Genomic DNA, 24,895 nt, shown 5'->3' with positions numbered 1-24,895 from the left:
CCCGCCGGCCGGGCCCTGTCGGAGTCCCGCATTTTGCCTCCCCGGTCGCCTCCCGGTTATACCGCACCGGGGCCCCGAGCGCGCGTCCCGCGCCGTGCCCGCCACGACGCGCCGCGTTCACGCCCCCGCGCATGGCGGCGCGCCCCCGTCGGCGCGTCGCGGTGCTCGCGACGGCACGCCGGCGGAGGCGCGCGGGTGGCCTTCCGCCCGGCCGGGGCCGGGCGTTCTCGGGGCGGGGCGGTCAGGCTCCCGCGTAGAGGCGGTGCACGAACTCGGCGAGCTTGCTGTCGGGCAGTTCCTTCGCCAGGTCGGCCTCGCTGATCATCCCGACGATGCGGTGGTTCTCGATCACGGGCAGGCGCTTGATCTGGTGCTGCTCCATCTTCATCAGGGCTTCTTCGATGTCGCTGTCCGCGGACACCCACACCAGCCCGTGGGCCAGTTCGCCGGTCGTCGTCCGGTCGAGGTCCTTGCCCTCGGCGCAGCACTTCACCACGATGTCCCTGTCGGTGATGATGCCCTTGAGCCGGTCGTCTTCCCCGCAGATGGGCAGCGCGCCCACCGCGAGATCGCGCATCATCTGCGCGGCCGTGCGCAGGCTGTCGTGCTCGCCGACGCACTGGGCGCCCGGGTGCATGACGTCCTGAGCCCGCTTGTCGCTTTGCGGTGTGCTCATCGGTACCCCCGAAGGATGCTGGATTTCTACCTATAAGTAGGTATATGTCCAGATCTCGAGACCGTCCCAACCCTGCGCACGGGTAACTTAACGGAAACTTCGTCCCCCGCGAACACCCCGACGGCCCCGAGCCGGGCGGACGCCGGCGACGCCCACGAGGTCACGGCGCCTGCGGCGTCGGGACCCCGTGGGCTCACGGGCGCCGGGGAGCGGGCCTGGCCTCGTGGCGGCCGGGGTACTCGCCGACCAGGACGTGCTTGGGCGTCACCCGGAGCACGTTCTCGGCGGGGTCGGCCAGGGCGATGCCGCGCACCTCGGTCCAGAACCGCCGCCCGATCGGATCGGCCACGAAGACCGCCACCCGCGGGTCGCGCTCGGCCGCGGCCCAGGCGTCCTCGGCGGCGATCAGGCGCAGTTCCCCCGACCGGGTGACCGAGGTGACCGCACCGACGGCGAGGGTGCGGGGGCCGCCCGCGTCGGTGTAGGACAGCACGACGCCGCGGGAGTAGGTGAACGCCCGCCGCACCTCCGGGCTCAGCGCGACCGACGGGCCCGCGTCCCCGGGCAGGCGGGGGCCGCAGCCCTCGCACATGATCAGCGAGGCCCGCCACGGCCCCGCCGACCCCCGCCACCACGCCCGCGCGGCCCGCGCCGCGAACGCGAGCACCACCACGACCAGCGCCGCGGCGACCGACCACCACGCCCACGCCCCGTCCGATGGCCGCAGGCCCAGGGCCGGCACGGCGCCCGCCGAGACCAGGGCGGCGGACGCCGCGAGCAGGAACGTGAGCGCCACCGCCAGTCCCCGGTCCTCGCGCAGGATCTCCCTCAGGCGCGAGCGCAGGCCGCCGCGCCGGCGCACGTACAGCATGGCGATCGGCACGCAGGCCCCGGCGAGCGCCGCGCGCGGCTCGGCCGCCACCGCGGGCAGCAGGGCGAGCAGGACCACCAGGAACCACAGGCGGGCGGCGATGATCCACAGGGTCACGTCGGTGTCGCGCCGGCCGACGCGTTCGGGGGGGACGGCGGTGAACTCGGCCAGCGCCCGCACGGGCCGGCCCTGCCAGGTCTCGGCGAACGCGCGCAGGCTGGTCACCGCCACCCCGTTGAACAGCACCAGCCCGAACAGTCCTGCCCAGAAGCCGCCGACGACGTCGTCCCAGCGGACCATCTCGGGCGCGCCGGCCGCCGCGACCAGGGGGACGACCTCGTCGGCGAGCGTCCACGCCGGCAGGGTGAGCAGCGCGGCGGCGTACGCGGCGACCGCGAGGACCGTCACCGACACCGCGACGCACAGCCACAGGTCGCGGGCGAGCATGCCCGGCACGTACCGCCACACCGTGATCTGGCGGGCCCGCCGCACGGTGACGGCGGCCGCGAGGAGCAGCACCGCCGCGCCGCCGATGCGCGCCTGGTCGCGCAGGTCGTACCAGAAGGCGAGGACGGCGACGGCCGCGAGGCAGAGCGCCAGGAGCAGGCGCACCTGCCTGGCCCACAGCTCCAGGGCGCGGCGGGCCAGGCCGGTCTCGCGGGGGTCGACGCTCCACACCGGGTCGTGGTGGTCGCGCGGGCGGCCCCAGCGCAGGTGGGCGAGCCCGAGGTTGACCCGCGCCCCGGGGTGCTCCTCCTCCCTGCGCAGCGCGGCGTGGTAGGCCGCGGTGGCCTGCCGGTGGTCGCCGCGCAGCAGGGCGAGGTCGCCGATCAGCACGTGCGGGTCGGGTTGCTCGGGGGCGAAGCGCACGGCGTGCTGGGCCTGGCTCCAGGCGTCGCGCCATCGGCCGGGGAGCCTGCGCAGCGCCGAGCCGAGCCGTAGCCGTGCGGCCCAGGAGCCGGGTGCGAGCCGGACGGCGTCCTGAGCCGCTACGACCGCCTCGGAGTCGCGGCCGAGGCGTTCATGGGCGAGACTCACCAGCCGATGCCCCCACTCGCCGTCGGGGTCGCGCGCGACCGCCTCGCCGGCGGCCTCCAGCGCTCCCTCGGGCAGGTCGCGCGCCAGCCGGGCGACGGCGACGACGCACCAGGCGCGGGGATCGGAGCGATCTCGCGGGGATGGCACCGGTAAGGGATCTGACTCGCTGGCGTTCCCCACGCCGTCATGGTCCGTTGCGGATCACCGATTGCCTAGATGCCGGACATATACCTATAGCTCTCTAGAGAGGTCGGCGCCGCCCCACCTTGATCACCAACCCCAGAGGCACCTCCAGGGCGGAATGTCGCGAAGGTCGGCATAGTCCAATAGCCACCGTTTCACCGCAATCGTTCGGCGACCAGGGGTCCAGGACGCGGTGAGTCAGGGCCATTGTCACAACCCGCTGAACTATCAACCGAGATGGCCTAAGCTGCCTCGCATGTTCTGCGGGCGAGAACCTTTCGGCTGATCAATGACCGTTCTGGGCACCCGGCCAGGGAGCCGTGCCAGAGGCACGACCATAGACCATCAGGCGAACCGGTGGTCGGTGCTCGCGTTGCTCTGTTTCAGCCTCCTGTTGATCGCCGTGGACGCCACGGTCCTGCACATCGCCGTCCCCGCCCTGACCGCCGCCCTGGAGCCGTCCGCGGTCGAGCTGCTGTGGATCATCGACGTGTACTCGCTGGTCGTCGCCCCGCTGCTGGTGACCTTCGGCACGCTCGGCGACAGGTACGGCAAGCGGCGGTTCGTGCTGGCCGGTTATGTCGTCTTCGGCGCGGCGTCGCTCGCGGCCGCCTTCTCGGGCGGTCCGCTCGCACTGATCCTGTCGCGGGCGCTGCTCGGCGTCGGCGGCGCGATGATCATGCCCGCCACGCTCTCGATCATCCGGCAGGTGTTCACCGACCGCCGCGAGCGGGCCATCGCCCTCGGCGTCTGGAGCGCGGTCGCCGCCGGGGGCGCCGCCCTCGGCCCGCTGGTCGGAGGCGTCCTGGTCGAGCACTTCTGGTGGGGCGCGGTCTTCCTGATCAACGTCCCACTGCTGGTGGTGGCGCTGCCACTGGCCGCGCGCCTGCTGCCCCGCTCCGACGGCGACCCCGGCCACGGCTGGGACGCGCCGAGCGCCGCGCTGTCCACACTGGGCGTGCTGTTCCTCGCCTTCGGGCTGAAGGAGCTGGGGCACGGCGGGACGGTCGGGACGGCCCCGGCGGTCGCCATCATGATCGCCGGCGTCGGACTGCTGGTCTGGTTCACCGCGCGCCAGCGCCGCCTGGCCCGGCCGTTCCTGGACATCGGGCTGTTCTCCCAGCGCGGCTTCGCCATCGGCGTCCTGTGCGTGCTGCTGGCCGTCTTCTCCCTCGTCGGGCTCCAGCTGATGCTGGCGCAGTACCTCCAGCTCGTGCTCGGCGACAGCCCGCTGCGGGCGGGGGCCCGCATGCTCCCCCTCATGATCGCCGCCATCGCGGGCGGCCTGTGCGCGGCCCACCTGCTGCAGCGGTTCGGCCTGCGGGCCACCATGACGGGCGGCCTGGCCCTCGCCGGGCTGGCCCTGGCGCCGACCCTCCTCTGGGGGGCAGAACAGCATCCGGTGATGCTCTGCGTGTGCTTCGCCGGCATCGGCTTCGGCGTGGAGGTCGCGCTGCTCGCCGCCTCCGACACGATCATGGCGTCGGCGCCGGAGTCACGCGCCGGCGGCGCGGCGGCGATCGAGGAGACCGCCTACGAGCTCGGCGCCGGGCTCGGGGTGGCCGTCCTCGGCACCGTCACCACCATCGTGTACGCGCCCGGCGTGGCCGCCGTGCCGGGGGTGGCGCCGGCGGCCATGGGCCAGGCCAGGGAGTCGCTGGCCTCGGCCGCGCACGTCGCCCGGGAGGTGGGCGGGCCCGCGGGCGACTCGCTCATGGACGGCGCCCGCGCGGCCTTCGTCACCGCCCTGCACTCCACGATCCTGGTGAGCGTCGCCCTGCTGGCGGTCACCGCGATCACCGCCCTGGTCCTGCTCCCCCGCCGTCCCTCCCCGGCCCCCGGCCCCGACCGCGAACGCATCCCCCTCTGACCCGGCCGGCCCGCGACCCGGCGACCGGCCCACGGCCCCGCCGTCCCGCGCCCCGTCCCGCGCCCGCTTCCGCGTTCCGTCGAGCCCGTCCGTGCGCCGCTCCGGCGCGCATGTCGGGGGCGATACAGGGCAATTGTCTGTGCAACGCCGACCGACCCCAGGAGAATGGCTACCGTGAGACGAACCCTCCAGGATCTCGCCGCGCTGGCCGCCCGGCTGGGCGTCGGCGGCATCTTCTTCGCCAACGGCTGGCACAAGCTGGAGTTCGGGCTGACCGCCACCAGTGAGCAGTTCGCCCGGATGGACGCCCCGGCCCCGGGCATGTGGGCCGCCACCACCATGCTCATCGAGCTCATCGGAGGAGCCCTCCTGGTCGCGGGCCTGGCCGTCCCCGCCTGCGGGCTCATACTCTTCGCCGAGGCGCTGGCCGTGTTCGTGCTGGTCAGCGGGGACACCGGCCTGCCGCTGACCGGCGGGGACATCAACCTCATCGTCGCCCTCGGCTCGGCGTCGGTGCTCCTCGCGGTCGTCGGAGCCGGGCGCCTGTCGGTCGACCACCTGGTCGTGATCCGCAGGCGCGAGGCCGAGGCCGCCGACGAGATGGCCGCCGACGCCGAGGCCGACCATGTCATCGCCTCCTGGCGCGAGACCGCGCGCCCCGCCTCGTCCTCCGGCGACGCCCCGGCCCCCACCGCGTCCGGCACGGGCGGCGACGCGGGCGGCGTCAAGCAGGCCGCCGTCCAGCGCCCGGCCGTCAAGGACGCGAGCGCCAAGGGCCCGGTGACCTTCCCCGAAGGCCGTACCGGCACCGGCGACACCGGCGGCACCCGCGACGCCGGCGGCGCCGGCGAGGTGACCGCGCCCCGCAAGGCGCGGCCGCGCCGCCCGGCCAAGCCCTCCGACGACGCCGAGGACATCACCACCGACGCCCCGTCCACCTCCACCAGAACCGACCGCCTGGTCGCGGGCGGCAGGAAGACCACCACTCCTTCCGACACCGACTAGCGTGACCGCGAACCTCCAGGGCGGATGATCAGCCTCGGGCGAACTCTGCGGTCATAAGAGGCGAATGGGGGCGAGGATGGGCGCATGCGCCTGCCCGGCTGGTTCGCCGAACGTGTCGAGCCCACCTCCCCCCATCAGGAGCTGCGCGTCTCCACGCTGGAGCTCTTCTTCGACCTGGTCTTCGTCTTCACCGTCACGCAGCTCACCACGCTGCTCGTCGACGGCTTCGCCCCGCAGGCCCCCGCGCAGACCGCGCACGGCGGTCCCGTCGAAGGCGCGGTGCGCGTGCTGCTGGTCTTCGGCGTCATCTGGTGGATGTACTCCGGATACGCCTGGCTGACCAACACCGTGCCGCCCGCCCGCCCTGCCCGGCGGGTGCTCATCCTGCTCGGCATGGCCGGATTCCTCATCATGGCACTGGCCATCCCCCGGGCCTTCGACGGCGGCGGGTGGGCCTTCGCGCTCGGCTACCTGATCATCGTGCTGGTCCACGCGGGCCTGTACCTCCAGGCGACCGCCTCGTTCGTCCGGGTCATCCCGTTCAACCTCGCGGCGACCGCACTGCTGTTCGCGGCCGGCCTCGCCGACGGCGTCCTGGTCTACCTGCTCTGGGCGGCGGCCATGGTGCTGCTGTGGGGCAGCCCGTACTTCATCGGGCAAAAGGGCTTCCCGCTGCACCCGGCGCACATCGTCGAGCGGCACGGGCTGCTGGTGATCGTGGCGCTCGGCGAGTCGGTGGTGGCCATCGGCATCGGCGCCCACGGCGAGGTGAGCCCGGCCCTGCTGGCCGCCGCCGCGCTGGGGCTCGCCCTGGCGGCGTGTCTGTGGTGGAGCTACTTCGGCGGCGAGGACGACGCCGCCGCCGAGCACGCGCTGGTACAGGCCGAGCCGGTGCGCCGCACCCGGCTCATCCTCGGCGCCTACTTCTACGCCCACATCCCGATGCTGCTCGGCATCGTCGGCGTCGCGGCGGGGGTGAAGAACGCGATCGGCCACCCGCTGGACCACCTGCACGCCGGCCCGGCGATCGCCCTGGCGGCGGGCGTGACGCTCTACCTGGCGGGCGACACGATGTACCGCCGGGTGCTCGCCCTGCCCGCGCGCCCGCTGCGCACGGTGGCGGCGGCCGTCGCGCCCCTCACCATCCCGCTCGGCCTGTGGTCCTCCATCGCCCAGCTCACCGCCCTGGTGGTCATGCTGTGCTGCGCCCTGGCCGCCGAGCACACCGCCGCGTCCCGGGATGCCGCCACCGGGTGAGCGGCCTGGGCACGGTTCAGAGCGCGGGGTGGTCGGACGCCGCCGTCACGCCGGACCGCGGTGCTCGCCGAGCGGGCCGCGGCCGGCGCGCACCGCCGGTCAGCCCTTCGTCGGTGCGGTCGCCGAGTTCGCGAGGGGCGGGACGGGACCGGGGGCCGTCGTGCTCTGGCGGATGGTGAGCCGGGGCGGCAGCAGGGTGGCGTCGGGGACGGCGCCGCCCTCCAGCTTGGCCATGAGCAGGCGGACGGCCTGGTGGCCGACGTCGGCCGCAGGAATGAGCACCGAGGTGAGCGGCGGGCTGGCCCGTTCGGCGACGTCGTCGGGGCAGATGGCGACGACCGAGACCTCCTCGGGCACCCGCCGGCCGAGCACCCGCAGCGCGCCCAGCACGTGGCCGACCGCGGCCTCGTTGTGCACCACGATGCCCGAGAGCCCCGGATGCTCCTCCAGCAGGGCCTTCACGGTCGCGCACACCTCGTCGAAGCTCTCTTCGCACGGCCGGGCGATCGCCGTCGCGCCGTGCTCGCGCCCGGCCTCGGCGAAGCCCTCCATGGTGCGCTCGGCGTAGCCGGTGCCGCGCTGGTAGACGACGTTCGGCGCGCCCAGCAGCGCGATCTCGCGGTGGCCGAGGGAGGCCAGGTGCTCGGCGCAGATCGCCCCCGCCTGCGCGAAGTCCAGGTCCACGCAGGTCAGCCCGGAGGCGTCGGCCGGGAAGCCGATGAGCACGCTCGGCTCCTCCAGCTCGCGCAGCAGCGGCACCCGGGGGTCGTGGATCTCCACGTCCATCAGCACCAGGCCGTCCACCAGCGCGCTGGCGGCGACCCGCCGCAGCCCGTCGGGCCCCTCGTCGGCGGTCATCAGCAGCACGTCGTGGTCGAACTGCCGGGCGGTGGTGACGACCGAGGTGGCGAACTGCATCAGGACGGGCAGGTGCATGCCGGCGCGCAGCGGCAGCACCAGCGCGATGACGTTGGACCGCTTGCTGGCCAGCGCCCTGGCGCCGGCGTTGGGGTGGTAGCCGAGCGCGCGGACGCTGCGCATGACGCGCTGGCTCGTCGTCGCCGAGATCGCGCGCTTGCCGCTGAGCACGTACGAGACGGTGCTCACGGCGACACCGGCGTGCTTGGCGACGTCGGCGATGGTGACCGTTCTCAACGAGCGCTCCCCGTGACCTGCCGGGTGAAGCGGAGCTCGCTCACCGTGACCCCCTCGTTCTCGAACACGACATGAAGATCGTGCACTCCCGTCGCCCCGGCGAGGGGACAGGTGACCGTGGCCAGGTCGTACCTGTCCCGCGACGGCGCCACCGACACCGCGCCGATGACCTCGCCGTACAGCGGGTCGTCCAGCCGCAGCGTCAGCACGCCGCCCTCGGTGCTGGAGACGGCCAGCAGGCAGTCGGCGGCGCCGCCGGCGAAGTCGACCTCCCGGAAGGCGATCCACCCGCCGGGGTCGGTGCCCCGGACCGCGTCGCCGCCGGAGCGGGCGGCGTCGCACAGCACGATTCCGTCGTACTCGTCGTTGTCGGCCGCGTCCAGGGGGCGGGCGTAGGGGTCGCGGGCGGGGATGCGCTCGCCGGCCACCGTGAAGTGCGCGCACAGCCGGATGTCGCGCGCCGACGCGCCCACCTGGACCTTGTGCGGGGCCTCCTCGACCACGAACCTCCCCCGGGTGACGTCCCAGAACGCCAGGTCGGCGACGTCGACGGACAGGGTGAGGGTGCGGCTCTCCCCGGGCGCGAGCCGCACCCGCTCGAAGCCGCGCAGCTGGCGCAGCGGCTGCTTGACGCGCGAGCGCCGCTGGTGGGTGTAGAGCTGCACGACCTCGGTGCCGGGGCGCAGCCCGACGTTGGTGACGGTCACCCGCACGTGCAGCACGTCGTCCGGCGCGAGGGCGGACGAGGACAGGCGCAGGTCGGAGTAGACGAACCGGGTATAGCCGAGGCCGTGGCCGAAGGGGTACAGCGGCGTGCCCCGGTAGTACAGGTACGTCGAGTCGGTGGCGATGATGTCGTAGTCGAACAGGTCGGGCAGCTCGCGGGCCGACCTGTACCACGTCTGGGTGAGCCTGCCGCCGGGGTCCTCGTCGCCGAACAGCACGTCGGCCAGGGCGTTGCCGTACTCCTGGCCGCCGTGGGCGGACCACAGGACGGCCGGCACGTTCTCCTGGGCCCAGGTGACCGCGAACGGGTAGCCGCTGCTGAGGACCAGCACCGTACGGGGGTTGGCGGCGTGGACGGCGCGCAGCAGCGCCTCCTGCGCGGGCGGCAGGGCGAGGTCGGCGCGGTCCTCGGTCTCGCGGCCGTTGACCAGCGGATGGTCGCCGAGCACGACGACGGCGACGTCGGCGGTGGCGGCCAGCTCGGCGGCCGCCTGGGCGCCGCTCTCGACCATTTCCAGGGTGAGCACGGCGGCCGTGTCGGGGTCGTCGGTGAGCCGCAGGACGCCGTCGGGCGCCAGCCCGACGTGGCGGCCGGTGGAGATGTGGCGCAGCGCCAGGGTGCCGCGGGGACGCTCGTCCAGCCGGAAGGTCTGGCGCACCTCCCAGCCGTTCGGGCCGGGCTGGTCGTTGACCAGCACGCCGTCGTCGCCGACCGACACGTACCTGCCGTTGGCGCAGGCGCGCAGCGCGTAGGCGCCGCCGCCCCAGTCGAACAGGTCGAACCAGGTGGCGCGGGCCTCGCCCGCCGGGGAGACGGCGAGCGGGCCGCCGGCGAAGTGCTCGGCGGCCGTGACGTGGCCTCCCGCCGCGTTGAGCGCGACCCGGTCGACGCCTTCGGCGAAGGCGGTGACGCACCGTTCGGCGAGCCCGGCGCGGGCGGTGACGGCGTAGGGCAGCGTGCCGCTGTACCAGTCCTCCATGAGCGTGTCGGCGAGCGGCCCGATGACCGCGACACGCTCGGGGGCGCGCAGGGGCAGCAGGCCGTCGTTCTTCAGCAGGACGATGGACTGCGTGGCGGCCCGCCGGGCGAGGGCCTGGTGCCCGGCGCTGTTGACGATGTCCTCGGTGATGCCGTCGTAGGGGGTGGCGGGGTCGAACTCGCCGAGGCGGAGGCGGACGGCCAGCGCGCGGCGGACGGCGGTGTCCACGTCGTCCTCGGCGAGCAGCCCGCGCTCCAGCGCCTCGGTGATGTGGCCGAGGGTGGCGGCGGGCCGGTCGTCGTCCTGGGTGAAGCTGTCGGTGCCGGCCTTGATCGCCGCCGCGTAGGCCTGCGGCAGGTCGTCGTGGTAGCCCTGCAGACCGGCGAGGTTGCCGGGGGCGTAGGCGTCGCTGACCACCAGCAGGTCGTCGCGGGTCCAGGCGCGCACGACGTCGTTGATCAGCGGGCTGAGCATGGCCGGGCGGCCGTTGACCAGGTTGTAGGAGGGCATCAGCGAGACGGCGGCGCCGGCCTCGATCGCGGGGCGGAAGGCCCGCAGCTCGTACTCGCGCAGCACGCGGGGCGGCAGGTTGCTGGAGGTGACGCAGCGGTCGGTCTCGTTGTTGTAGGCCAGGAAGTGCTTGAGCGTGGGGGCGGTCCTGAGCGTCGGATGGTCGCCGCGCAGGCCCCGGGAGTAGGCGGTTCCCATGACGCCGGTCAGCCATGGGTCCTCGGAGTAGCCCTCCTCGTTGCGGCCCCAGCGGGGGTCGCGCAGCGGGTTGACGACGGGCGCCCAGACGTTGAGGCCCGCGCCGGCGGGGTCCTTGTGGTGCATCGCCACCACCTCCTCGCCGGTGGCCGCGCCCACCTGGCGCACCAGGTCGGGGTCCCAGGTGCTGGCCAGTCCGATCGCCTGCGGGAAGACGGTCGCCGGGCCGAGCCAGGCGAGCCCGTGCAGGGCCTCGGTGCCGGTGCGGAAGGCCCCGACGCCGAGCCGGGGCACGGCCGCCTGGTACTGGTGCAGCAGGCCGATCTTCTCCTCCAGCGTGAGCCTGGCGAGCAGGTCGGCGACGCGCGCCTCGACCGGCAGGGCGGGATCGCGGAAGGTGCCTGACACCGGTTCGTTCATCTGGGACCGTCCTTCGCTCACCGAGGTGCGTTTCGAAGCGCTTCGACGCCGAGCGTCTCTGGTGGTCGAAGCGCTTCGACGCGGCCGGGACGTCCAGGCGTATCGAAGCGCTTCGACGGTGTGCACGAAGATTTCAGCAGCGTTACATCCGGGGTTCTCCTGAAGAGTGCCGCTTCGCGGCCTTTGGGTCAAGAGTCCTTCGTGAGTCAGCCCTGGGCGGGCAGGCGGCCGGAGTCCACCGAGTCCAGCAGGCGAGCGGCCGCGCCGAGCGCCGCCGCCCCGTAGCCGAGGGTGGAGGCGACCAGGCGGGTGCCGCCGGCCTCCGGGGCGAAGCTGCGGCGGACGAACTCCTCGCGCGCGGCGGGCAGCACCCACGGCGCGAGGGCGATGTAGTAGCCGCCGAGGACGACCACCTCGGGGTTGAGCACGTTGGCGATGATGGACACGCCCTTGCCCAGCTCGCCGCCGATGGTGGCCAGGGTGTCCAGCATGAGCGGGTCGCCTCCGCGGGCGAGCCGCACGACCTCCTCGATCTCGGGCTCCAGCTCGGCGGGCGCGGCGTCGGGGGCGGTGCGATGGAGCACGGCCGTCATGCCGGCGACGGCCTCCAGGCAGCCGCGGCGCCCGCAGCGGCACTCGGCGCCCGAAGGGTCGATCTGGATGTGGCCGATCTCGCCGGTGAAGCCCTGGCCGCCGCGGCGCAGCCGGCCGTCCATGATGACGCCCGCGCCCACGCCGACCGCGCCGGTGAGGTAGACCAGATCCGCCGCCCCCCCGTGCGGGCCGAAGCGGTGCTCGGCGAGCGCGGCGAGGTTGGCGTCGTTGTCCACCAGCACGGGGAAGCCCGGGTCGCGCAGGGCCTTGGCCAGGTCGCCGGCCAGGTCGACGTCATGCCAGCCCAGGTTGGGCGCGATGCGCACCGAGCCGCCCACGTCGACCAGGCCCGGCACCGCGACCGTCAGGCCGAGCACCTGGCGGGCCTCCTTGCCCATGCGGCCGAGCACCCGCCGGGCCAGGGCGGCGACCGCGGCGACCGCCTGGTTCGGGGTGGCGGTCGCGCCGGGGAAGGACCGGCGCCACGACAGCAGCTCGGTGCCCGCCAGGTCGACGGCGACGGCGGTCAGGTAGTCGACGTTCACCTCGATGCCGATGGCGGCGTAGGGGGAGCCGTCCAGCACGAGCATGGTGGCCGGCCTGCCGACGCGGTTCTCGGTGAGGCCGGTCTCGCGCAGCAGCCGCCGGTCGATGAGGTCGGCGACCAGGCTGGACACCGTGGCCTTGTTGAGCCCGGTGGAGGCCGCGATGTCGGCCCGGGAGCAGGGCGCGTTCTCCCGCACGAACCGCAGCACGACCGCGAGGTTGGTGGCCCTGACGTCGGCGAAGTCCGCCGGCTGAGGCCCGGTGTGCGTATTGATCAAAATCAGCCCCGTTCCCGCTGAGCCCCGGTGGGCCCATCATGCCGCATCGTCGAGCCGCTGGTCATACCTCGCCCTCGCCCTCCCTCGCCGGCCGCCGTCACCAATCCGTGACCGGCGGCCCGGGGGAACGGCCGGGCCGTCCCTTGTGGCGCCCGGGCCCCTGGACTAATTTGTTTGGTCATCAGACGAACTAACTCTACCCCGGGGCCCGCCACTCCCAACACCCGACCCTTCACACACCTGGCCCGACCTGAAGGAGCGCCGTTGACACCCCCCGTACTAAGCGCCGCACACCCCCGCGAAGGGAGCCTCCGATGACATCTCCCACTGACGGCGCGAGCGCCGGCACCCATCCCAGCCGCCGGGGGTTCCTCGGCCTGGTCGGCCTCGGCGCGGCCTCGCTCGCCGGAGGCGGCCTCGTGGCCGGCTGCTCCACCCCCTCCGGGCGCAGGCCCGGCAGCGGCGGCGCCACCGCGGCCGCGGCCGACAAGCTGAAGTCGCTCACCCCGTCCTACGTGCCCTTCCAGGCCGTGAAGCCGGACGTCCCCGGCACCGTCTCCAACCTGCTCGGCGTGCCCGACGTCGGCGGCGGCTTCCTGAAATACCCCGCCACCCTGGCCGACGCCGTCCCCGGCACGGCCGGCAAGGGCGGCTCCTACAAGGCGATGACGCCGCTGTGGGGCCCTCCCCCGCCCGGACTGTCGGAGAACGCCTACTTCCAGGCGTGCAACGCCGACATCGGCGCGACCATCGACTTCCAGATCGCCGACGGGATCACCTACGTCGACAAGGTGACGGCCCGGCTCGCGGGCGGCGACATCCCCGACCTCATGGTCATCCCGCAGTGGGAGATCGAGAAGATGGCCGACTTCAACCGGGCCGTCGACCAGGCGTTCGAGGACCTCACCCCCTACCTGCAGGGCGACAAGGTCAAGGCCTACCCGATGCTGGCCAACCTGCCCAGCCCCGCGTGGGGCTTCTCGGTCTTCAACGGCAAGCTCATGGCGGTGCCCTTCCCGACCGACCCGTTCCCCTTCGCCCTGCTCTACCGCAAGGACATCTTCGACCAGCACTCCGACTGGAAGATGCCCACGACCGCCGACGAGCTGTTCGACCTGGGCAAGGCGATCACCGATCCCAAGGGCAAGCGCTGGGCGTTCGGGGACATCCACGAGATGGTGTGGCCCGTCTTCAAGGTCCCGCAGGAGTGGCGGCTGGAGGGCGGCAAACTCGTCTACAAGTACGAGACACCCGAGTGGGAGGCGTGCGTCGCCTTCATGCGCAAGCTCTTCCAGGAGGAGCTCATCCACCCGAACGTGGTCAGCGCCAACCGCGGCGCAAACGAGAAGGACCTGTTCGCCTCCGGCCAGATCGTCATCTACCGCGACGGCCTCGGCGCCTGGCACGAACTGCTGCAGCAGCACCGCGGCAAGAACCCGAAGTTCGCCATCGAGGCGATGCCGCTGTTCTCCCATGACGGCAGCACGCCGATCATGTACCACAACAAGCCGGCGGGGATCTTCACGTTCGTGAAGAAGGGCCTGGGCAAGGACAAGATCGCGGAGCTGCTGTCCGTCCTCAACTGGTGCGCCGCCCCGTTCGGCACCAAGGAGTACGAACTGGCGACCTACGGCGTGGAGGGCAAGCACTTCACCCGGGACGACAAGGGCGTGCCCCAGCTCACCGACCTCGGGCGCAAGGAGGCACAGCCGTCCTACGTCTTCCTCGGCGGCAGGCCCATCGTCGCCGACTACGTCGCCTTCCCCGACGCCGTCCAGGGCAACATCGGATGGCAGAACGCGTCGTTCAAGTACATCGAGAAGACCCCGCTCGACGGCATCCGGGACCAGCGGCCGTCCCGGATGGCCGGCCTGCAGATCCCCACCGAGGACAAGTTCACCGACATCATGCGCGGGCGCCGGCCGGTGAGCGACGTCAAGCAGATCGTCGCCGAGTGGCGGCGCGACGGCGGGGACGAGGCGCGCGAGTTCTACATGAAGGTCCTGCGGGACAACGGCCGTGCGTAGCCGCCCGACAAGCATGGCGAGCGCGACGACCGTGCGCGACGTCCGAACGGGCCGGCCCCGGCCGGGCGGGCGAAGGCGGCCGGAGTGCTGAGAAAGGCCACGGAGACCGGCCCGGCGGGTGACCTGACCTCACCCGCCGGAACCGGCACCACTAACAATGTCCGCAACACCGCCTCCAAAGCAAGCCGGAACGGCAGGAAACCGGGCGGGGCCGCCGCCGATCCCGCCCGCAGGCCGTTGCCGAGCCGCCTCCGGCGGGACTGGCCGCTGCTGCTGATGACGTTCCCAGCGGCCGGACTGCTGCTGGTCTTCCACTACGTGCCGCTGCTCGGCAACGTCATCGCCTTCCAGGACTACTCGCCCTACGTCGGCTTCAAGGACAGCCCGTTCGTCGGGTTCAGCAACTTCCAGTGGCTGCTGGCCGACCAGAGCTTCTGGGACGCGACGCTGAACACGCTGAGCATCACCGCGTTCCAGCTCGTCTTCTACTTCCCCGTGCCCATCGCGCTGGCCATCCTGCTCGACAGCGTCGTGCGCCCCCGCCTGCGGCTGCTCATCCAGGGCATCGTCTACATGCCGCACTTCTTCTCCTGGGTGCTGGTCGTGACGCTGTTCCAGCAGATGTTCGGCGGGGCCGGGCTGATCTCGCAGATCCTGCGCGACCACGGGCACAAGGGCGTCGAACTGATGACCAACCCCGACACCTTCCTGCTGCTGGTCACCGCGGAGACCGTCTGGAAGGACGCGGGATGGGGAACGATCATCTTCCTGGCCGCGCTCGCCGCCATCGACCAGAACCTGTACGAGGCGGCGGCGGTGGACGGCGCGAGCCGCTGGAAGCGGATGTGGCACATCACGCTGCCCGGCCTGCGCCCGGTGATCATCCTGCTGCTGATCCTGCGCCTCGGCGAGGCGCTCAACGTGGGGTTCGAGCAGTTCTTCCTCCAGCGTGACGCGGTCGGCAGGGAGGCGGCGGAGGTCTTGGACACCTTCGTGTACTGGCGCACGCTGACCACCGGCGAGTGGAGCTACGGAGCGGCGGCGGGCCTGGTCAAAGGCCTGGTCGGGCTGCTGCTCATCCTGGTGGCCAACAAGGTGGCCCACCGTTTCGGCGAGCAGGGGATCTACAAACGATCATGACGACCACGACTTCGCGCCCGGCCTGGGACGAGGCGCCGCGCCTCGCCGGACGGCTGGCCAAGAACCTGACGCTCACGCTGATCGCGGCCTGCGTCGTCTTCCCGGTCTACATGGTGGTGCTCACCAGCCTGTCCACCCAGGAGACCGTCACCCGGGCCGGCGGGCTGGTGTGGGTCCCCGGCGAGCTGTCGTTCGCCGCCTACGGCGAGCTGTTCTCCGGCGGAGTGGTCACCCGCGCCGTCGTGGTCAGCCTGGCCGTCACCGCCGTCGGCACGGCGATCAGCCTGTCGGTGACCGTGCTGGCGGCCTACGGGCTGTCGCGGCCCGGCTCGCTGTTGCACCGTCCGCTGCTGTTCATGATCCTGCTGACGTTCCTGTTCGGGCCGGGGATGATCCCGAACTACCTGCTGGTCAGTTCGCTCGGGCTGATCGACAGCTACTGGTCGCTGATCCTGCCCGGGGCCGTGAGCGCGTTCAACCTGGTCGTGATGCGCGCGTTCTTCATGAACATCCCCGGCGAGATGACCGACAGCGCGCGCGTGGACGGCGCCGGCGAGTTCCGCATCCTGTGGCGCATCGTGCTGCCGGTCTCCAAGGGCGTCATCGCGGTCATCGGCCTGTTCTACGCGGTCGGCTACTGGAACTCCTTCTTCAACGCCGTGCTGTACTTGAACGACGCGAGCAAGTGGCCGCTGCAGGTCGTTCTGCGGCAGTACGTCCTGCAGGGGCAGTCGCTGGTGGTCGGCCAGACCAGCGACACCATCGCCGGCCATCCCCTGCCGCCGAGCCTGGCCATCCAGATGTCGATCGTCACGGTCGCGCTGATCCCGGTGCTGTTCGTCTACCCGTTCGTGCAACGCCATTTCACCAAGGGAGTCATCATCGGCGCGGTCAAGGGGTGATGATGTGCGGATGCGAGCGAGAAGAAGACCTCTGACGGCCGTCGCCGCCTGCGGGTTGCTGGGCGCCCTGTCGCTGCCGGCCTGCGCGGCCGTGGCCGACGGCGGCCACGGCCGCCCGGAGCCGCACGTGATCGGCGGTTACCGTCACCTGGTCGTCATCTACGAGGAGAACCACAGCTTCGACAACCTGTACGGCGACTGGGGCCCGGTCGGCGGGCAGCGCGTGGACGGCCTCGGCCGGGACGCCGTCCGGGTCAGGCAGGTCGCCCAGGACGGCACTCCCTACCGCTGCCTGGCCCAGAACGACGTCAACCTCGCCACCCCTCCCCTGGCGGGCACCTGCCAGGACGCCGCGCACGGCGTGGCGGCCAGCCACTTCGCCAACCGGCCGTTCACCATCGACGACTACATCGGGCCCGAGGACAGGACCTGCCCGGCGCCGGGCGTGTCGGCCCCCAACGGCGTGCCGGAGGACGCCGACGGCGCCGAGCCCGGAGGCTGCACGCGCGACCTGGTGCACCGCTTCTACCAGGAGCAGTACCAGATCGACCACGGCCGGCAGGACCGCTACGTGACCGGCAGCGACGCCATCGGCCTCACCATGGGCGTCTACGACACCCGTGAGCTGCCCATCTGGAAGTACCTGCACTCGGCCGGCGCACCCAAGTACGTGATCGCCGACCGCTTCTTCCAGGGCGCCTTCGGCGGCTCGTTCCTCAACCACCAGTGGCTGATCGCCGGCCGCGCGCCCGTCGACACCAGCGCGGGCCCGGGCGGGCCGAACGAGGGGCTGCACTCGGTGCTCGACGCCGCGGGGTTCCCCAACGCCGGCTACCCGCTGTACAAGCCGGCGACGGCGGTCAAGGACGCCCAGCTCACGCAGGCGTGCGGGCCCACGGCCAACCCGGCGTTCGCCTGCGGCGACTACGCGGTCAACACCGTCCAGCCGGCGAGCGCGCCGCACGGCGGCGGGGCGCGGCTTCCGCTCATCGACGACGCCGAGTACCCCAACATCGGCGACCGGCTCAGCGGCAAGGGCGTCAGCTGGGCCTGGTACTCCGGCGGCTGGGACGACGCGGAGGCCGGACACCCGGGCCCGCTGTTCCAGTACCACCACCAGCCGTTCAACTACTTCGCGGCGTACGCGCCCGGGCAGCCCGGCCGCGCGCACCTGAAGGACGAGACGGCGTTCGTCGAGGCGGCCGAGGAGGGGACGCTCCCGGCGGTCAGCTTCGTCAAGCCGTACGGCGCGGAGAACGAGCATCCGGGCTACGCCAGCGAGCCGAACGGCAGCGACCACCTGGTGGACCTGCTCAAGACCGTCCAGAGCGGGCCGCAGGCCAAGGACACCCTGGTGGTCGTCACCTACGACGAGTTCGGCGGCCAGTGGGACCACGTCGCGCCGCCCGGCAGGGACGGCCACACCCGCGGCGCCTCCGACCGGTTCGGGCCCGGCACCCGCATCCCCGCCCTGATCGTCGGCGGGTCGCTGCGGCACTCGGGCGTGGACCACACGGTCTACGACACCACTTCCATCATCGCCACGATCGAGCGAGGGCTGAGGCTGGCCCCCGTCGGCGTCCGTGACACCAAGGTCAACGACCTGACGGGCGCCCTGCGCGCCGCCGGTTCGCTGTGACCTCGGCGCCGGCCCTCTGGTGACACAGGGGGCCGGGCCACGGGCCGGTGGTCAGCGGGAGACGGCCCCGACGTGGTCGACCAGCTCGGAGATGCCCTTCTCGCGGGCGCAGTGAGCGCAGCAATACCAGTGGCCGCTGGCCTCGACACCGTGGCCGATGATGCGGCACCCGCAGTGCTCGCACACGGGCGCCATGCCCTGGATGGCGCACTCGAAGCAGTCATAGGTGTGTACGCCGCCCTTGGCATGCACTTCGAAGCTCATCTCATAATCATTACCGCATACTTCGCATCTAGCCATGATCTTCCTTTCGAGTCGACTTTATCCCGAAGTACCCAGAAAGGAGGCTCAACCCGCTAAGCCGGTCGATTCCGTACACACCTTTTGATGCACTCCGGAAAGCCGGGCACCGGCCCGGACGGCGTGCCGGATCGGGCCTCGCCGCCCGCCCGCTCCCCGTCGCCGCCAGGCGCTCCCGCAGGGCACCCAGGCGTGAGAAGCTGGTCAAAGTCCGGCAAAAGTGATGAGCACTCCCCCGCCATCGCGTTTCATCCGCATAATTGACGATCTACCGACGGACTTTCCCTAAGGAGAATCCCGATATGCCGGAGGCTTCGCCCCTCCTCACGGATGATCCACCCGATTTAGGCGGCTACCAGGTCCTCGGCCGGCTCGGCGAGGGGAGCAAGAGCACGGTCTACCTGGCGAAGGGGCCGGATGACGAGCACGTCGCGCTCAAGCTGCTGCACGCCGGCCTGACCGGCGCCGACCGGTTCCTCGCGAAGGTCGAGGAACTGCGGCAGGTGTCGGCCTTCTGCACGGCCCAGGTCATCGAGACCGGCCTGGCGGGCGAGCGGCCGTACGTGGTCAGCGAGTACATCGATGGGCCCACCCTCAGGCGGGCCGTCGAGCAGGACGGCCCGCTGCGCGGCCCGGCGCTGCACCGGCTGGCCATCGGCACCATGACCGCGCTCGTCGCCATCCACCAGGCCGGCATCGCCCATCGCGAGTTCGACCCCAGCAGCGTCCTGCTCGGCCCGGACGGCCCCCGGGTGATCGACTTCGGCATCGCCGAGGCCCTGGACGCCGGGGTCTCCAGCACGACGCGCTCGGTCGGCAGCCCGGCCTACCTCACCCCCGAACAGCTGGAGGGCTCGGCCGTCGGCGCCGCGTCCGACATGTTCGCCTGGGCCGCCACCATGCTTTTCGCCGCCTCCGGGCGCGACCCGTTCGACGCCGGCAGTATGTCCGCCACGATCAACAAGGTCCTGCGGGACGAGCCCGACCTGAGCGTCCTGGACGGCGACCTGCTCAGCCTGGTGGGCCAGTGCCTGTCCAAGGAGCCCGTCCGCCGCCCCACCTCCGGCGAGGCCCTCCTGCGCCTGGTCGGCCACTCGCAGATCCTCGCCACGGCGGAATCCATCGCCGCGGCGCCCGGCGCGTCCTCCCCGCACGCGGCCGACGCGGCGCCGGCGTGGCCCCCGGGCGACCTGCGTTCGGCGCCGCCCCCCGACCCGGCGTCCCGCGTGACGCTCCCTCCTCCAGGAAGGGGCGCTCGCCGGCGCCGCGCCCTGCTGCTCGCCGCGGGCGCCGTCGCCATCGCCCTCGTCTCGGGCGGCGCGGTCTACGCGCTGGTTCCCCGCACGACCGTCACCCCCGTCGCGCGCGCCACCCCGACGCCTGTGCCGGCGCCGTCCGCCTCGGTCATCCAGGCCTCGCCCAGCCCGCCGGCCCCGCCGACCAAGGACGTGACCCTCCCCGACACCAAGATCGAGCTGCACGAGAACCCGGCGGACCCGTTCCAGGTCAACGCCTACCTTCTCCAGAACATCGACGACAAAGTGCTGAGGACCTACGCCCGCGACGCCGGGACCGACACCTTCCGCAAGATCGCCGAGAACGGCGAGTTCGGCGATCCGACCATCTCGCCGGACGGCGCCTGGATCGCGATCAACCCGATGCTGAAGTTCGCGGCCGGAAACTACGACAACGTCGTCTTCCTCAACCGCAGGACCGGCGAGAGATTCTCCGTCGACACCCTCAAGCAGCCGCTGCGCGGGCTGGCCGGCGTGTGGAGCAGGGACGGCAAGCGCTACCTGCTCACCTTCTACCACTTCACCAAGAAGGAGCAGCAGTACCCCGGTGGCTTCGTCGTGGTTGACGTGACCACCCGCAAGGCCACCGTCGTGATGACCGACGACCAACGGGACGGGCTCGGCAACTTCGACTGGAGCCCGGACGGCGCGTACGTCGTCGGCGCCTACGAGACCAAGGGCAAGCCGAGGTTCGGACTGCGCTTCCGCGACCTGAACGGCGACGTCGTGCGCACCCTGCCGTGGGTGAGCCAGATCCCCGGGGCGGGGCTCTTCTCCCCCTCCGGCGCCTCCTTCTACAGCTACTGCCCGGAGTCGGAGTCGACGAAGGACACCAGCATCTGCGTGTGGAACCTCGCCTCCGGCAACCGCACGGCCACCATCCCGGCCTGGACCAAGATGTCCATCCAGGGCTGGTGGGACGAGCACCACCTGGTCCTGTACGACCAGCGCAAGGCCGACAGGAAGCTCGTCGTCATCGACTTCCACGGCAAGACCACCCGCACGCTGGCCGAGATCCCGAAGAAGGACGCCGAGGCGGTTCAGCTCCACTTCGGCCGGAAGTAGCGCGCATGAGCTCCACAGTCCCTCTGCGCCCCGGCGATCCGATCCGCGTCGGCGACTACGAGGTCACCGGCCGCATCGGTGAGGGCGGCCAAGGCTCGGTGTTCCTCGGCAGGACCCCCGCCGGCCAGTCCGTGGCGATCAAGGTGCTGCGGCCCGGCCCGGCGGGGCAGGACACCGCAGGGCCGGGTTCACCCGACCGGTTCCTGCGCGAGACCGAGATCCTGCGCCGGGTGGCCCCGTTCTGCACGGCCCAGGTCGTGGAGAGCGGCACCGCCGACGGCCGCCCGTACATCGTCAGCGAGTACATCGAGGGCCCCACCCTCCAGCAGGTCGTCGACGCCGAGGGCCCGCTGCGCACCACCCGCCTCCACCGGCTGGCCGTCGGCACCCTGACCGCGCTGTCCGCGATCCACCGCGTCGGGGTGGTGCACCGCGACTTCAAGCCGAGCAACGTGCTGCTGGGCCGCGACGGTCCGCGAGTGATCGACTTCGGCATCGCCCGCGTGCTGGACACCTCGGCGACCGGCTCGGGCGCGATCGGCACGCCGCCGTACATGGCCCCCGAGCAACTGGAGGGCGGGCTCGTCGAGCCGCCCGCCGACCTGTTCGCGTGGGGATCGACGATGGTCTTCGCGGCCACCGGGCGTCCGCCGTTCGGGATGGACTCGCTGCCGGCGGTCGTGAACCGCATCCTGCACCGCGAACCCGACCTCGGCGACCTCCAGGGCGACCTGGGCAGCCTGATCGCCGACTGCCTGTCCAAGGAGCCGGCCCGCCGCCCGGCCGCCCGCGACGCCCTGCTGCGCCTGCTCGGCGCCCAGGAACGGCCCGCCGGGACCGACCTGCTCTCCGCCGGCTCCGCCGTCGCCGCCGGCGCGACGCCGCCCCCGTCCCCTCCCGGCGAGACCTCCGCCCCATCCCCTCCCGTCGAGACGCCGGCCCCGGCCTCTCCCGGTGAGATCGTCACCGTGCCGGGCGCGGCCTCCGCCGGGCGCCCGGGGGTCGTCCGGCTCGCGGCGGGCGCGGCGGCGCTGGCGCTGCTGTCGGGGGGCGTCGTGTACCTGCTCGGCCGGACCGGCGACGCGGAAGGAGGCGGCGGCCCGGCGAGCCCGTCCGCCGGCTCGGTCAAGGCCGTCGCGGAGGCCACCGCCGCACCGGGCCCGGCCACCTCGGCCACGCGGCTGCCCGGTCTGAAGACCACGCTGCACGAGAACCCCGCCGACCCGGTCCGGATGTCCTCCTTCATGTACATCGGGGGTCAGTCGACGCAGAGCTACGAGCGCGACCCCGTCTCGGGCCGCTTCACGGCCACCGGCCCCCTACTCGAACCCGCGATGTCGCCCGACGGCAGGTGGACGGCCATGCTGCCCTGGCTGAAGGAGCAGACACCCCAGCCGTACGACTTCGTCCGGCTGGTGGAGCGGGCGAGCGGGCGGGAGTTCGTCGTCCGGCTGACCGACAAGCGGCTGCAGAACTACAACCCCCAGTGGTCCTCCGACAGCCGCAGGCTGCTGCTGACCACCTACGACAATTCGTCCGGAGTCAGGAAGCCGGTCGGGTTCGCCGTCGTGGACGTCGCCACGACCGCGGTGACACCGGCCACTCTCGACGCGGGGGGCGCGGACGGGGCGCCGGTGATGTGGGCCCCGGGCGAGAGGACCGTCGCACTGCGCTACGGACAGGGCCCGAGTGCCGGCCTGCGCTTCTACGACCTGCGCGGCAGGACCGTCCGCACCATCCCGGACGTGGGCGAGGCCTACGCCACGGAGAACGCCATCTCCCCCGCCGGAAAGTCGTTCGTCACCACCTGCCCCGACGCCTACGGCACCATGTGCGTCTGGGACACCGCGACGGGCCGCCGCCGCTCCTCGTTCTCCGTGCCGAAGTCGTTCCTCACCATCGGGTGGTTCAACGACGCCTACGTGATGTACCAGGACACCTCGAAGAACCCCCAGCAGATCATCGTCGCCGACCTGAAGGGCAGGACCGCCCGCGTGCTCGCCGACATCCCGGCCTCCGAGGACAACGGCAAACCCGGCACCTCCGTCCACCGCTTCACCAGACGCTAGCCGGGCGGGCACCGGACCGCCCACGTCCCGGAGCCTCGGACGTCGCACCGCCGAAAGCCCCCGGGCACACGCGCCGGGGGCCACGGTCACTCACGTGAGGTCAGACTCCGAACCGGCCCGCCTTGACGCCTTGGAGGAACGCCGCCCAATGGTCGTCCGCACACACGACAACGGGCCCGCGCACGTTCTTGGAGTCCCGCACGAGAACCGCCCCGGCGAGATTCGTCGCCACCTCCACGCACTCGCCGCCGTCCCCACCCGACCAGCTGGACTTACGCCAGCGCGCACCGCTCAGGTCCATTTCTCCGTCACCACTTCCTTGATGATCTTGCAGGACAGGTGTTGCGGGTAGGCGTCCGCCCGGACGGCGTCATAGCGGTCGATGATTTCGGTGATGGTGCCTCTGTCGGTTATCGTCCGCCCTCGCGGTTGGGACTCCACTCGGACCGTATACGCGTTACCGCGCATTTCGGCAATGGCGTAAGCACCGATCAGACCCGACAGAGCCTCCGCGCCGTACGGGACGATCTGAATGGTCACCTTGGGCCGGGTCGCCATCTCCAGCAGGTGTTCGAGCTGTTCACGCATCACCTCGGCGCCGCCGACGGGCCGATGCAGAACGCCCTCGTCGATCAGGCACATGACGGTCGGCGGATCGGTGCGCGAGAAGATCGACCTCCTCTGCATGCGCCCGGCGAACCGCTCCTCCATCTGCTCACTGGTCAGGCCGGGCTCCCGCTGGAAGATACGGCGGGCGAACGCCTCGGTCTGCAGCATGCCCGGGATGAGAAGCGGGGCCCAGAAGCGGAGTGCGGTGGCCCTCTGCTCCTCTATCGCCCAGTCGCGGAAGTGGGCGGGGACGGGAGGCGGAGGTGGCCAGACCTCCAGGTACAGGCGGCCCAGATCACCCTCCAGGCCGAAGACCTGGTCGCACAGCCCGGCGAAGTGCTCCGAGGGCCGGAACTTGCACGTCTCGACCATGGCGACGGCGCTGGTGGAGAAGCCGATGCGCCGTGCCAGCTGCTTCTGGGTGAGCCGCGCCGCCAGCCGGTGGCGGCGCAGCTCATAGGCGAACCGCGCCCGAGGCGACTCCTCGGGATCGATGTCGATCATCTTGGTCATGAGGTCCCCTCGCGACACCTGGCCAGACCTGACTCACCGACCTCAGAGCGACTCTGAAGCCGTTGCGTAGTCGATTCGCTACCAACAGTAAAGGCAGCGCTCCAAGCTTGGGGCGAGAAATAGCGACTCCGTGGACGCATACGGAAAGTCACCGATATCGCGATGCGTCATCCCACCGACGGCAACCGCCCACAACCGACGATCCACAAGCCCCGGGAAAGGGCAACGCACATCCGCTGTCGGCATTACCATCCGCTGACATGACGATGACTACGTTGAGTGAACGACAGAGCACGGTGCGCTCGAGTACACTCCTGACAGAGCGTGGCGGACCGGAGGTGGGCTATGTCCGAGATAACGGTCGACGTGGACGATCAGGTCTTGACGGCAGCGGCACAAGCCCTGCGGAAGTCCACCGAGAAGGACACCGTGAACGCCGCACTGCGCGCAGCGGTCGAACATGGCGGCATCTCTCACGCCGCTCCCCCTCCCACTGCCGATGCCGACGAAGCCTTCGATCGCGCTTGGAACAGGCTGGCAGAGATCGCGGAGTCCGGCGTATGGGACTGGATGTCCGACAAGAGAGCGTATCGCGGTGGCTACCCACTACCTGATCGACTCGAGCGCCCTCTGGCGGATGATGCGCAATGAGGCCGTCCGCGAACAGTGGCATGAACACACCAAGGCGAGATTGATCAGCCTCTGCCCTCTCGTCGAGATCGAGATGTTCTTCGGCGTGCGATGCTCACGCGAGCGTCGCGAACGGCTCGACCTGTTCCATGCGATGTTCGGATGGGTCTTCATACCCGACCGCGTATACGAGCGCGCCCTCCAGACACAGGAACTCATCATCGAGTGGGGCCGGCATCGATGTGCCGGCCCTGTTGATCTGCTGGTGGCGGCGGCCGGGGAGCTCAATGGTCTGACCATCCTGCACTACGACCGTGACTACGAGACCATCGCCAAGGTCACCGGACAACCAGTGGAATGGCTGGCTCCTCCCGGCTCAATGAACTGACCATGAGAGCG

19 protein-coding genes are annotated in these 24,895 nt (G+C 71.7%); 11 read left to right on the top strand and 8 right to left on the bottom strand.

From position 1 onward, the window contains the following. Positions 1–241 precede the first annotated feature (241 nt). Together ACWEN6_RS00645 and ACWEN6_RS00640 are read right to left on the bottom strand one after the other, a co-directional pair. The gene (locus ACWEN6_RS00645) at positions 242–676 is read right to left on the bottom strand and encodes a CBS domain-containing protein (RefSeq protein ID WP_452568275.1); all 435 of its coding nucleotides are present in this window, start codon (positions 674–676) and stop codon (positions 242–244) included. Between the two features lie 193 nt (positions 677–869). Beyond that, complete coding sequence (locus ACWEN6_RS00640; protein WP_452568274.1) at positions 870–2,732, bottom strand: tetratricopeptide repeat protein; 1,863 nt, start codon at positions 2,730–2,732, stop codon at positions 870–872. 400 nt (positions 2,733–3,132) lie between these two features. Between ACWEN6_RS00640 and ACWEN6_RS00635 the strand changes: the two genes are divergently transcribed. The 3 genes from ACWEN6_RS00635 to ACWEN6_RS00625 all read left to right on the top strand — a co-directional run bounded on the left by ACWEN6_RS00635 (position 3,133) and on the right by ACWEN6_RS00625 (position 6,900). After that, on the top strand, positions 3,133–4,638 hold the full coding sequence (locus ACWEN6_RS00635; protein ID WP_452568273.1) for an MFS transporter: 1,506 nt from the start codon (positions 3,133–3,135) through the stop codon (positions 4,636–4,638). A gap of 174 nt (positions 4,639–4,812) precedes the next feature. Beyond that, a complete protein-coding gene (locus ACWEN6_RS00630; RefSeq protein ID WP_452568272.1) occupies positions 4,813–5,643 on the top strand; it encodes a DoxX family protein in 831 nt (276 codons plus the stop codon). An 84-nt stretch (positions 5,644–5,727) separates the two neighbouring features. Then, entirely contained in the window at positions 5,728–6,900 is a 1,173-nt protein-coding gene (locus tag ACWEN6_RS00625) for a low temperature requirement protein A (RefSeq protein WP_452568271.1), read from the top strand. A 99-nt stretch (positions 6,901–6,999) separates the two neighbouring features. Here the strand turns inward: ACWEN6_RS00625 and ACWEN6_RS00620 are convergent, their stop codons facing one another. The 3 genes from ACWEN6_RS00620 to ACWEN6_RS00610 all read right to left on the bottom strand — a co-directional run bounded on the left by ACWEN6_RS00620 (position 7,000) and on the right by ACWEN6_RS00610 (position 12,307). Continuing rightward, positions 7,000–8,055 (bottom strand): LacI family DNA-binding transcriptional regulator, encoded by a 1,056-nt coding sequence (locus tag ACWEN6_RS00620; protein WP_452568270.1) that lies wholly within the window; start codon positions 8,053–8,055, stop codon positions 7,000–7,002. After that, positions 8,052–10,889 carry a glycoside hydrolase family 3 C-terminal domain-containing protein gene (locus ACWEN6_RS00615; protein WP_452568269.1) on the bottom strand — a complete coding sequence of 946 codons (2,838 nt, stop codon included), beginning with the start codon at positions 10,887–10,889 and terminating at the stop codon, positions 8,052–8,054. The genes ACWEN6_RS00620 and ACWEN6_RS00615 overlap by 4 nt, the downstream gene beginning before the upstream one ends. A 206-nt stretch (positions 10,890–11,095) precedes the next feature. Continuing rightward, positions 11,096–12,307 (bottom strand): ROK family protein, encoded by a 1,212-nt coding sequence (locus ACWEN6_RS00610; protein ID WP_452568268.1) that lies wholly within the window; start codon positions 12,305–12,307, stop codon positions 11,096–11,098. A gap of 314 nt (positions 12,308–12,621) precedes the next feature. On the opposite strand from ACWEN6_RS00610, the gene ACWEN6_RS00605 reads away from it, so the two are divergent. From ACWEN6_RS00605 to ACWEN6_RS00590, 4 genes are all read left to right on the top strand, one after another. Next, positions 12,622–14,334, top strand: a complete 1,713-nt coding sequence (locus ACWEN6_RS00605) for an extracellular solute-binding protein (protein WP_452568267.1) — start codon at positions 12,622–12,624, stop codon at positions 14,332–14,334. A gap of 87 nt (positions 14,335–14,421) precedes the next feature. Then, the gene (locus ACWEN6_RS00600) at positions 14,422–15,474 is read left to right on the top strand and encodes an ABC transporter permease (RefSeq protein WP_452568514.1); all 1,053 of its coding nucleotides are present in this window, start codon (positions 14,422–14,424) and stop codon (positions 15,472–15,474) included. Continuing rightward, a complete protein-coding gene (locus ACWEN6_RS00595) occupies positions 15,471–16,376 on the top strand; it encodes a carbohydrate ABC transporter permease (RefSeq protein WP_452568266.1) in 906 nt (301 codons plus the stop codon). The genes ACWEN6_RS00600 and ACWEN6_RS00595 overlap by 4 nt, the downstream gene beginning before the upstream one ends. Before the next feature lie 10 nt (positions 16,377–16,386). Then, a complete protein-coding gene (locus ACWEN6_RS00590) occupies positions 16,387–18,015 on the top strand; it encodes an alkaline phosphatase family protein (RefSeq protein ID WP_452568265.1) in 1,629 nt (542 codons plus the stop codon). Between the two features lie 51 nt (positions 18,016–18,066). Here the strand turns inward: ACWEN6_RS00590 and ACWEN6_RS00585 are convergent, their stop codons facing one another. Then, complete coding sequence (locus tag ACWEN6_RS00585) at positions 18,067–18,315, bottom strand: hypothetical protein (RefSeq protein WP_354849931.1); 249 nt, start codon at positions 18,313–18,315, stop codon at positions 18,067–18,069. Positions 18,316–18,617: 302 nt separating this feature from the next. On the opposite strand from ACWEN6_RS00585, the gene ACWEN6_RS00580 reads away from it, so the two are divergent. Continuing rightward, on the top strand, positions 18,618–20,675 hold the full coding sequence (locus ACWEN6_RS00580; protein WP_452568264.1) for a protein kinase domain-containing protein: 2,058 nt from the start codon (positions 18,618–18,620) through the stop codon (positions 20,673–20,675). 5 nt (positions 20,676–20,680) lie between these two features. Continuing rightward, positions 20,681–22,744, top strand: a complete 2,064-nt coding sequence (locus ACWEN6_RS00575; protein WP_452568263.1) for a protein kinase domain-containing protein — start codon at positions 20,681–20,683, stop codon at positions 22,742–22,744. Positions 22,745–22,844: 100 nt separating this feature from the next. On the opposite strand, the gene ACWEN6_RS00570 is transcribed toward ACWEN6_RS00575, so the two are convergent. Further along, complete coding sequence (locus ACWEN6_RS00570) at positions 22,845–23,045, bottom strand: DUF397 domain-containing protein (protein ID WP_452568262.1); 201 nt, start codon at positions 23,043–23,045, stop codon at positions 22,845–22,847. After that, complete coding sequence (locus ACWEN6_RS00565; RefSeq protein ID WP_452568261.1) at positions 23,036–23,866, bottom strand: helix-turn-helix domain-containing protein; 831 nt, start codon at positions 23,864–23,866, stop codon at positions 23,036–23,038. The genes ACWEN6_RS00570 and ACWEN6_RS00565 overlap by 10 nt, the downstream gene beginning before the upstream one ends. A 345-nt stretch (positions 23,867–24,211) precedes the next feature. Between ACWEN6_RS00565 and ACWEN6_RS00560 the strand changes: the two genes are divergently transcribed. Both ACWEN6_RS00560 and ACWEN6_RS00555 read left to right on the top strand, forming a co-directional pair. After that, a complete protein-coding gene (locus tag ACWEN6_RS00560) occupies positions 24,212–24,517 on the top strand; it encodes a hypothetical protein (RefSeq protein WP_452568260.1) in 306 nt (101 codons plus the stop codon). Next, positions 24,462–24,884, top strand: a complete 423-nt coding sequence (locus tag ACWEN6_RS00555; RefSeq protein WP_452568259.1) for a PIN domain-containing protein — start codon at positions 24,462–24,464, stop codon at positions 24,882–24,884. The genes ACWEN6_RS00560 and ACWEN6_RS00555 overlap by 56 nt, the downstream gene beginning before the upstream one ends. Positions 24,885–24,895: the final 11 nt, after the last annotated feature.

The organism is Sphaerisporangium sp. NPDC004334 (genome assembly GCF_053602655.1).
The sequence above is the reverse complement of the archived record's forward strand: the minus strand, read 5'-3'. Positions and strand labels throughout refer to the sequence as shown.